Source organism: Microcystis sp. CS-574 (assembly GCF_028329095.1).
Classification (GTDB): domain Bacteria; phylum Cyanobacteriota; class Cyanobacteriia; order Cyanobacteriales; family Microcystaceae; genus Microcystis; species Microcystis ichthyoblabe_A.
This window is the reverse complement of sequence record NZ_JAQMSY010000119.1, coordinates 1-9,633: the sequence shown is the minus strand read 5'-3', so window position 1 is coordinate 9,633 and position 9,633 is coordinate 1. Positions and strand designations below refer to the sequence as shown.

Annotated in this window: 6 protein-coding genes and 2 pseudogenes; 4 read left to right on the top strand and 4 right to left on the bottom strand. The window is 38.1% G+C overall.

Features of this window, described 5'->3' with window-relative positions; all coding sequences use genetic code 11:
- Window positions 1–123 (bottom strand): annotated as a pseudogene (locus PN470_RS22355) (antitoxin TumA); the annotation flags it as partial.
- Window positions 124–361: 238 nt separating this feature from the next.
- On the opposite strand from PN470_RS22355, the gene PN470_RS09625 reads away from it, so the two are divergent.
- Entirely contained in the window at window positions 362–3,481 is a 3,120-nt protein-coding gene (locus PN470_RS09625; RefSeq protein ID WP_271936321.1) for a TIGR03032 family protein, read from the top strand.
- 264 nt (window positions 3,482–3,745) lie between these two features.
- Window positions 3,746–4,021, top strand: a pseudogene (locus tag PN470_RS09620) (carotenoid oxygenase family protein); the annotation flags it as partial.
- Here the strand turns inward: PN470_RS09620 and PN470_RS09615 are convergent.
- Both PN470_RS09615 and PN470_RS09610 read right to left on the bottom strand, forming a co-directional pair.
- A complete protein-coding gene (locus tag PN470_RS09615; RefSeq protein ID WP_272104413.1) occupies window positions 4,018–5,673 on the bottom strand; it encodes a glycosyltransferase family 39 protein in 1,656 nt (551 codons plus the stop codon). The pseudogene PN470_RS09620 and the gene PN470_RS09615 sit on opposite strands and share 4 nt — an antisense overlap.
- A 69-nt stretch (window positions 5,674–5,742) precedes the next feature.
- Entirely contained in the window at window positions 5,743–6,630 is an 888-nt protein-coding gene (locus PN470_RS09610; protein ID WP_272104411.1) for a glutaminase, read from the bottom strand.
- Between the two features lie 11 nt (window positions 6,631–6,641).
- On the opposite strand from PN470_RS09610, the gene PN470_RS09605 reads away from it, so the two are divergent.
- Window positions 6,642–7,862 (top strand): molybdopterin molybdotransferase MoeA, encoded by a 1,221-nt coding sequence (locus PN470_RS09605; RefSeq protein WP_103112324.1) that lies wholly within the window; start codon window positions 6,642–6,644, stop codon window positions 7,860–7,862.
- Between the two features lie 398 nt (window positions 7,863–8,260).
- Here the strand turns inward: PN470_RS09605 and PN470_RS09600 are convergent, their stop codons facing one another.
- Window positions 8,261–8,665 carry an IS66 family transposase gene (locus PN470_RS09600; protein WP_103112323.1) on the bottom strand — a complete coding sequence of 135 codons (405 nt, stop codon included), beginning with the start codon at window positions 8,663–8,665 and terminating at the stop codon, window positions 8,261–8,263.
- Between the two features lie 202 nt (window positions 8,666–8,867).
- On the opposite strand from PN470_RS09600, the gene PN470_RS09595 reads away from it, so the two are divergent.
- Window positions 8,868–9,578 (top strand): response regulator transcription factor, encoded by a 711-nt coding sequence (locus tag PN470_RS09595; RefSeq protein WP_002737246.1) that lies wholly within the window; start codon window positions 8,868–8,870, stop codon window positions 9,576–9,578.
- Window positions 9,579–9,633: the final 55 nt, after the last annotated feature.

Here is a 9,633-nt window from a genome sequence, read left to right as displayed (position 1 = left end):
ATTGTATTGGTTATAAAAATCTTCGGAATCCATTTTATGTTGGTTCTCATAAACGCTAAGTCGCTTGGCAACAGCAATCAAAGCATCTAAAGATGATGTATATTGAATGGTCTGTTTACTCATTTTTCTTTTACTCCAAAATAATGATATTTTGATTATAAACGATCGCGCTCAAACAAAAACATAAATCGTAGTGGACTGACACACCTAATTTAGGTGTAGGGTGCGTATTTGCGGCCATCAATTCGGTCAAAAAACCAAAATTAACAATCCGCCGTAACGCACCACCTCTATCATTAAATTGGTGCGTTATGCTATCGCGCTTCACACCCTACTGGCTAGTCTTTGTGTCTTTGTGGTTATGATGAATCAATCAACTCCCAATACTAATCAATCTATCCCCGTAGAGATAATTGCTTCCCGTAATTTCATTGATTGGTTAGAGTCTCAGCAGATTAGTCTGGCTTTTACTACCTATCAAAGTTCTCGACTGATGTTTTTAGGAGTTAACCCCCACAGGGGGATGTCGGGATTTGAGCGGATATTTGACCGCGCCATGGGTTTATATACTACCCCAGAAAGGATTTATCTTAGTTCCCGCTATCAAATCTGGCAACTAGATAATGTGCTATCATCCGAACAGCTTTATAATGGTTACGATAAACTTTATATCCCCCGCATTAGTTATACTACTGGGGATTTAGATATTCACGATTTGGCAATAGAAAATCTCTCTGAAAGAATTATATCTATCAGTACGATGTTAAATTGTCTGGCGACAGTCAGCGATCGCCATAGTTGTATTCCCCTATGGAAACCATCGTTTATTTCCGCTTTAGTCAATGAAGATCGTTGTCATCTCAATGGTTTAGCTTTGGTAGATGGGAAGGCGCGTTATGTTACCGCTTGTAGTCAATCAGATGTGGTGGATGGGTGGAGAGACAGAAGACAAACTGGCGGTTGTGTCATTGATATTCAGTCTAATGAAGTGATTGCTACTGGTTTATCTATGCCTCATTCTCCCCGATTTTATCAGGGTAAGTTATGGTTATTAAATGCGGGTACGGGTTACTTTGGTTATATTGATCAAAATAAGGGCATTTTTGAGCCTGTTACTTTTTGTCCTGGTTTTCTGCGTGGTTTAGCATTTGTCGGAAATTATGCCATTGTTGGATTATCTAAAAATCGTGGGGTAGATAAGACTTTTTCGGGGTTAATCTTAGATGATAATTTAATGGCTAAAGAAGCAGAACCTCGCTGTGGTCTGCTAATTATTGATTTGAAAACAGGTGAAGTTGTTCACTGGATACGCTTAGAAGGTGAAGTGACTGAACTTTATGATATACAAATCTTAGAAGGAGTTAAACGTCCCCAAGCTTTAGGATTCCAAAATGATGACATCAGTAAAATTATTACTCTCGATCCTATTTCTCCTTTAGTTGGAGGAAATATAGCAAATAATCAGCCTGATACTTCGCCAGCAGATACCCTTTATCAGCAAGCATACACCTTGCAAAAACAGCTTAAGCTTGAAGAAGCGATCGCTCTCTATCAACAATTAATTAATCAATCTCCCCAATATGCAGCTGCTTGGCATCAGTTGGGGGTAATCATGGATAGTTTAGGACAAATTGATCAAGCTATTTTGGCTTATAAGCAAGCTTTACTTATTAACCATAATTATGCAGAAAGCCACAATAATTTAGGAATAATAGCAGTTAGCAAGGGAGATTTAGACGAGGCGATTATTTGCTTTAACCAAGCTATTCGTAGCGATCAAAACTATGCTTTTGCTGAGAATAATTTAGGTTTAGTCTTACAAATGCAGGATAAGTTAGGGGATGCTGGGGTCAAGTTTCAAGAAGCAATCAGGAAAAACCCTAATTATCCAGAGGCACACTTTAATTTAGGCAATGTGTTACAACTACAGGGAAAAACTGAAGAAGCGATCACTTATTTTCAAGTAGCAATTAAGCTTAATCCTAAATACATTAAAGCTTACAATAGTTTAGCTTTAGCGTTAGGAAGACAGGACAAAGTAGAAGCAGCTATGAGCGTATTTAAGCAAGCTTTAGCCATTCAACCTAATTCCCCAGAGGCTTTTGCTTGCTTATTTTCTATGAAGGAAATGACTTGTAATTGGGAGACAAGAGAAGCTGATTTAATTCAACTTTGGCAATTAACAGAAAAACAGTTACAAGAGAGAAAAACTACCGCAGTAACTCCCTTTGATAGCTTATATAAACCTTGGTCTGCTACTCAACAGTTAAAAGTAGCTTCTAACTATGCTCAAGAAATTAAAAGACAATTAGCATTGATTACTAAACCCCTAAACTTTAACCATTCCCGCACCCGATCTGGACGATTAAAAATAGGTTATTTATGCCATGATTTTCGTAATCATCCTACCAGTCATTTGATGCAAAGTGTCTTTGGTTTACATGATCGCAATAACTTTGAAATAATTGCCTATTCCTATGGTCCTGATGATGGTAGTGAGTATCGTCATCGCATTGCTAATGATTGCGATCGCTTTTATGATATTGCTACTTTATCAATTACGGAATCTGCACAACGGATTTTCAATGATGGGGTGCATATTTTAGTTGATTTGATGGGATATATTGATAAAGCGCGGACACAAATATTGGCTTTAAAACCGGCACCGATTCAAGTTAATTATTTGGTTTATCCGGGGACAATGGGAGCAGATTTTATCGACTATATTATTGGTGATGCCATAGTTACACCACCAAAGTCTGCTGATAATTTTACTGAAAAATTGGTAATTTTACCGGATAGTTATCAGGCTAATGATTATCAACAAATTATATCATCTAAACCTGTTACTCGTTCCCAGTATGGTCTTCCTGAATCGGGTTTTGTCTTTTGTTGTTTCAACCACACCTATAAAATTGAACCGCAAATATTCACTGTCTGGATGGAAATTCTGGCCAATGTTCCCGGTAGTGTATTATGGTTATTTTCGAGAGTAGCTGAAGCTGAAGCAAATCTACGTCGGGAAGCAAAAGCGCGAGGAATTGAAGGCGATCGCTTAATTTTTGCCCATCTCGAACCTAAGTCGGAACATTTGGCGCGGCATCAACTAGCTGATTTATTTCTTGATACTTTATACTATAATGCTCATACGACTGGGAGTGATGCTTTATGGGCAGGTTTACCGATTATAACTTGTCCAGGTGCAACTTTTCCTTCCCGTGTTGGTGCTAGTTTACTGACAGCTATTGGCCTACCTGAATTAATTACTAAGAATTTAGAGGAGTATAAAAATTTAGCGATTAATTTAGCAAAATCTCCTGATAAATTGCACAAAATTAAACAGAAACTAGCACAAAATCGTCTTACTTATCCGTTATTTGATACGCTTCATTTTACCCGCAATTTAGAAAAAGCTTATCGGACAATGTGGGATATTTATGCTGCGGGAAAATCACCAGAGATGATCAGGATAGCCAATTGATCACTGGAATTATCAGGGTAAACGCATCTTAACAATCCTTGACAAAATGAACTTTATGTGAGTTGCTTACCCAGAGTGCGATTTAGGCATATTCAAGGAGAATTTGCCATCTCAATTGTTAAGCAAAAATCGACCCATTTGGTCGATTTCGTAACTATTCTAATTGACTGGTATCACTTGAAATGCTCACACAGCAAGCGGATCACAAAATTGGCCAATTGTCAATAGCGTTTGATATGCTCTCACCCTGTACTTAAGAACTCTAATCACTCCACGGGTAAGTTAACTATTGCTTATCTAGAAAATAACTGTTATGGAAGTGAACCGATTTTTGTCTGCGATGGTTTATCTCCAGAGACAGGATGGTTAATCGTCGTGGTTTACGACGGCAATAATCACAGCAGCCAAGGGAGAATCTATGATAGTCAGCAGTTAGAAAAAGAACCCCTTTGCTGTCTGCAATTACCCAGTGTTATCCCTCCCAGTTTTCATGGTACTTGGCAAGAAAAATCAGAAAAAGTATTGGTGAACAGTTTCTAGTTTTTACCAAAAATATTGGCTGCGTCTTGAGAGGAAATCTTGAAAATTAGGTAACTATAAGCAAGATGATCAATAGGTTGACGACTAGAACGCAGCCAGTAAAAATGGTTAGAATCGGTGGTAATACCGATTAATTGATTAGCTTCTATCACCAGTAAATTAATCGGATTATCGAGAGAAACCTGTGAGGGTGCAACTTTTTGATTATCGATGACTAAATTAAGTTTATTATCTCCGTCATAACGAATAAAGAGAGCGTTGGGATGTTTTTGGAGATAGTCTTGCAGATAGTTTTTATTTTGTCCCCAATCTAAATTAGAATCGACCAGAACTTGATAGCTCATTTTGCGATCAATAACTAATTCGTTAAAATAGGAAATATAATGGGGAAAATAGGAGAGATTGGAAATTAGTAGGCAAAGGGTCAGGACAATAATTAAAATGCGATAGGGTCTTTTATAAGCTGGCCAACCGGTAACAATCCGACTAGCAAAGACAAATAAAAAGGGGAAAATCATTAAAATATATCTAATACCTATTTGAGCAGTGTTAGAACTCATTAAGATGAAATATAATAGACTGGGAATAATCAAAAAAGCTTCATTCTGCCAAAAATTTAACTGTTTTCTCCAGAGAAATAAACTGATAAATCCCAACCAGATAAATATTTGGGTAGCTATCGGTACTTTATAGAGAAAAGTGATCAGAAAATATTGGGGAAATCCCTTAATTTTAAATCCTTGTACTGGATCAACTATAAATCCTAACTGTCCCAAAAGATATGGCATTCCACTACCAAAACCTGTTTCTTGTTTATACTTACCGAAGTCTAATGCTTGCAAATAAGCAGCGGGAATAGGAATCGACAAAGATTTTAAGACAGGATAGGTTTGCAGTTGCTTAAAACTATGACTGAGAAATTGATAATTCTGCAATTGAGTGCCACTTCTCTCAAAAGAATAACCAATATTTATGATTAATATTGTTGATAAAATCAGAGCTAGTATATAGAAGATACTGCGCTTAATTACCCGTTGAATTACGCGAATATGTTTGGTTTGAATAGATTGAATAATTTCCCGATGGTAAAAACCAAGACCTAAAATTATATAAATGGGAACTAAATAAACGGCTGTTAAGCGGCAAATCTGGGCAATTCCAAAAGTTAATATACTTAAAACCAGATTTTTTCTGCTACCAAATCTTAGGAAAGACCAGAAATAGTAAATGGCAATAAAAATTGAAGTTGCTCCGAATAAATCTTGAGTAATTATCCGTGAATGCCCGATAATATTAGGATCGAGAACATAGAGAATTAAAGCTAAAAATCCTGCTAACACTCCATAGAGTTGTTTTGACCAGATAAAAACATATATTGCTAAAATTACTGAGATAATAATCGTAGCAAACCGTCCAAAAAACTTATTTTCTAAGTTTAGATATTTAGAGATAGGAAAAATATTTTGTATTGTTTGATCAACTAGGGGATGCAGTGCTGAAGCTGGCATAATATTGCGATGATAAATATCTTCATTGCCCCGTTTCGCTGCCGTACCTCTGAGAATTTCTACTCCACTTTCATAATGATAACCTTCATCATAGTTGAGGGATTCTGGTAGGGGAAAAAATAAACTGGTGACGCATAAAGCCATAAATATCAGCAAGATAATTACTAAATAGAATCGGTGTTTTTTTGAAAAGTTCAATCTTGTTTTCATGGCTTAAATTTCCTTGAAAAAATTACTTAATTTTGTTAATAAATCCAGACCTAAAACTGAATTACCTTGCTCATTTAACAGAGGACTATAACAAGCAATAACTCCCTCGTCTGACAGAATAGATAATAAAGCTCCACTAACTCCTGATTTTGTTGGAAAACCCACCTCAATGGCGAATTGTTGGGAAGCTTCATAGAGTCCACAATTAGTCATAATTTCTAGAATAATTTCGCCAAAAGGAGCAGCTAAAATTAACTTACCTAAATTAGCAAGATCGGCAATTTTTCCAGATAAACAACAGATTCGATTGTAGGTTTCCAGAGCTAAGTAACGATGACTGATATAACCATTTTTTTCTAATTCTAAGCTTAGAGCTTGATTGTGAACATTAGGATAAGAGTGAACAGACTCAAGCACAGAGCGATCAAGAAATAATTGACAATTACCCATTTCATTTAACCATAAAAGCAAATTTTCACAGCGAGATTCTGGCGTTTCCCCTCCTAATAAATCCGCCAAAGCGATCGCACCACTGTTAATCAGAGGATTACGGGGAAAACCGCTATCCTCTTGCAGTTGAGTTAAAGAATTAAAAGGATAACTAGAAGCTTGTTTTCCCACGCGACGAAAAACAGCATCTTCCCCTAAATGGTTTAAAAGATATAATAACAAAAAAGGTTTAATCACACTCATCAAAGGAAAAGTTACAGTTTCATCTCCCCAAGACAAAATCTCCCCCTCAAGACAGTGAATCTGAAGAGCGAAAACCTCGGGATTAACTCGGTTCAAAACCGGTATATAATAGGGAGTCTGACCCTTCCTATCCAATAAATGCACTTCCCCAATCCAAGCTTGTATATCTTCCACCCTTAATCTAGCTAATCGGTTCATTTTTTTAATCCATGTACTCAGTCAAAGAAGCAGAATCTATAATTTTAACTCAAATTCAACCCCAACAGCAAACAGAAAAAGTTTCTCTAGAGGCAGCTTTTGGGCGCATTTTAGCCGAAGATATCAGCAGCGATTTAGACTTTCCCTATTGGGATAATTCCGCAATGGATGGCTATGCTGTCCGTTACGAAGATGTTAAAGACACTAACCCAGAAAATCCCGTTACTCTAAAGATTATCGCCGAAATTCCCGCTGGCAAAGTCCCCGAAAAAATTATTCAACCGGGAGAAACAGCCCGAATATTTACAGGAGCGATGTTACCCGCCGGCAGTGATACGATTATTATGCAGGAAAATACTCAACAAAAAGGGGAGCGGGTGGCGATTCTTATCCCTCCCGAAAAAATAGGTCTTTTCGTGCGTCAACGCGGCACATTCTATCAAGCAGGAAATGCCTTATTAAAAGCCGGTATTGCCCTTAATTCTCCAGAAATAGCAGTTTTAGCCACGGCACAAGCTACCGAATTAACAGTTTTTTCCCGTCCGAAAGTGGCAATTTTCTCCACGGGAGATGAATTAATTAATCCCGATGAAACCCTCCAAAAAGGTCAAATTATTGACTCAAATCGCTACGCTTTAACGGCATTTATCACCAGTTTAGGGGCAATTCCTAGACCTTTAGGTATAATCAAAGATAATCCCGAACTTCTCAGAGAAACTATCAGAAAAGCCATTAATTCTAGTGCTATCGTCCTTTCCACTGGCGGTGTTTCCGTGGGAGATTACGATTATATTGAGGGAATTTTAGAGGAATTAGGGGGAAAAATTCTGATTCGCAGCGTTGCTATTCAACCGGGTAAACCCTTAACCTTTGCTACTTTTCCTAACGGTTGTATTTACTTTGGTATCCCCGGTAATCCCGTCTCTGCTTTAGTTTCCTGTTGGCGCTTCGTACAAATGGCCATTAAAAAATTATCAGGATTGACAGATTATCAGAACAAATTTCTGCGAGTTATCACCCGCGATACTCTCAAATCTAAGGGACAAAGAGAAGTTTATCTCTGGGGAAAAATAGAAATTATCGAGGGAGTCTATCAATTTCAACTCGCTTCTGGACAACACAATTCAGCTAATTTAATTAATTTAGCGGGTACTAATGCTTTGGTCATAATTCCCCAGGGTAAAACTACTATACAAGCAGGAGAAACAGTAGAAGTTATGATAGTTTACTGAAAAAATACCTAACCAAATTTTTGGCTAGGTAGCTGGTTATAATTAAATTGAAGATAGATTTTGGGTTCGATCTCCCATATCCCCTCAATATATCGGGGTCAGGAGTTATTCTGGTATTCATGAACAAGCAAGGTGATTGAGAGAAGACTGCTCACGAATAATAGTTGCCAAAGAGGGACTATTACCAAGTTGAGAAATGCGGTCACGAACATACTCAAAAAAGCTGATTCCTAATTTCCGAGTAGTAGCAACAAGGGACATAAAAGCATCCCAAGCCTGAGTCCCCTGTCAGAGTTTGAGTAGCATAAGGGACTTGCGTAGGAATAATATCCCAGCCAGAAAATCGCTCTGTAGAAGAACCAGACCAGCCAGATGGCACATTATCAAAGCGCAAGTTTCTAACTAATATTACGTCGCTGCACCATCGTCCTAGCAGCTAACTCCGCCGGATTATTATGCAAGGGCAATTCGGGATGCTCTAAGACTAAAAGCAACTCCGAAATTTTCAGCAGTGTTAATTGTTTTCGCTCATCCAACTGTTGATAACCGCTTTGAGTATCGAAAAGTTTCCAAAACTCAGATCGGAGTTTTGCTGCCATCTGTTGACTGGGTGCATCTTTGTAAGCCAGCAAGTCTCGGTAGTAATCCCAGAAATCATCCAGCAATTGATCAAGAGCTTTTTGGTGACAAGCAACATAAGGAGTCAACTTCTTATAATGTCGTTCCTCATGTACCCAACACAAAGTAATATTATCAGTCAGTAATTTGAATTGGGGAGCATGATCACAGACCAGAGTTTGCACTACTGGCCAATCAGTTTGTTGATGATAGAAAGCAATCGCTGCTGCTTCAACTTGATTAACAATCGTCCTCGAAAATATCTTGACTATCAGACCCCGAATGAGGTATTCTATAAAGGTAGATCAGATAGTGATGCAATTCAGACTTGAATCGGCCTTTAATATGTTAAAATCTGCCTAGATATTTGTAAACTTTTTCCCTTGTATGGATATCGTTATTATCGAAGATGAAATTGAAATCGCCCATTTGATTCAGCAAACTTTAGAGCGGGAGTCCTTTACTTGTCATCTGGCTTATAATGGTAGGGTAGGACTAGAACTATTTTATCAAAAGCAACCAGACTTAGTGATTTTAGATTTAATGTTACCGGAATTAGATGGACTGGAATTGTGTGCTAGAATTCGCCAAAAACCGGGGACAAAAGACCCCTATATTTTAATGTTAACCGCTAGGGGAGAAGAAATTGATCGCATTATCGGTCTATCTACGGGAGCCGATGATTATATGGTCAAACCCTTTAGTCCCCGGGAATTAACCGCTCGCGTAAGAGCCTTATTAAGACGTAGTTTAAGACACGATAGTCAACCCCAGCAACTCCATCGCAGCCGTCATTTTATTATCGACTTAGATCAACATTCTGCTCTTCGTAAATTGGAGGGAATGCCAGAGGAAACCCTCGATTTAACCACCTTAGAATTTAATCTACTCGCTACCTTTGTCAGTTATCCCAATCGCGTCTGGAGTCGCACCCAATTAATCGATAATCTCTGGGGAAATGATTTTTTTGGCGATGAAAGGGTAGTAGATACCCATATCCGACGCTTACGCAAAAAAGTAGAACCCGATCCTGCTAATCCTATCTTTATCAAAACTGTGGTCGGTGTCGGTTATAAATTTGAGGATGACATTATTTAGGGTCTGCTGAAAAAGTTTTTCCTGGGGGCAGGGTGTGGGGTGTGGGGTGTGGGGT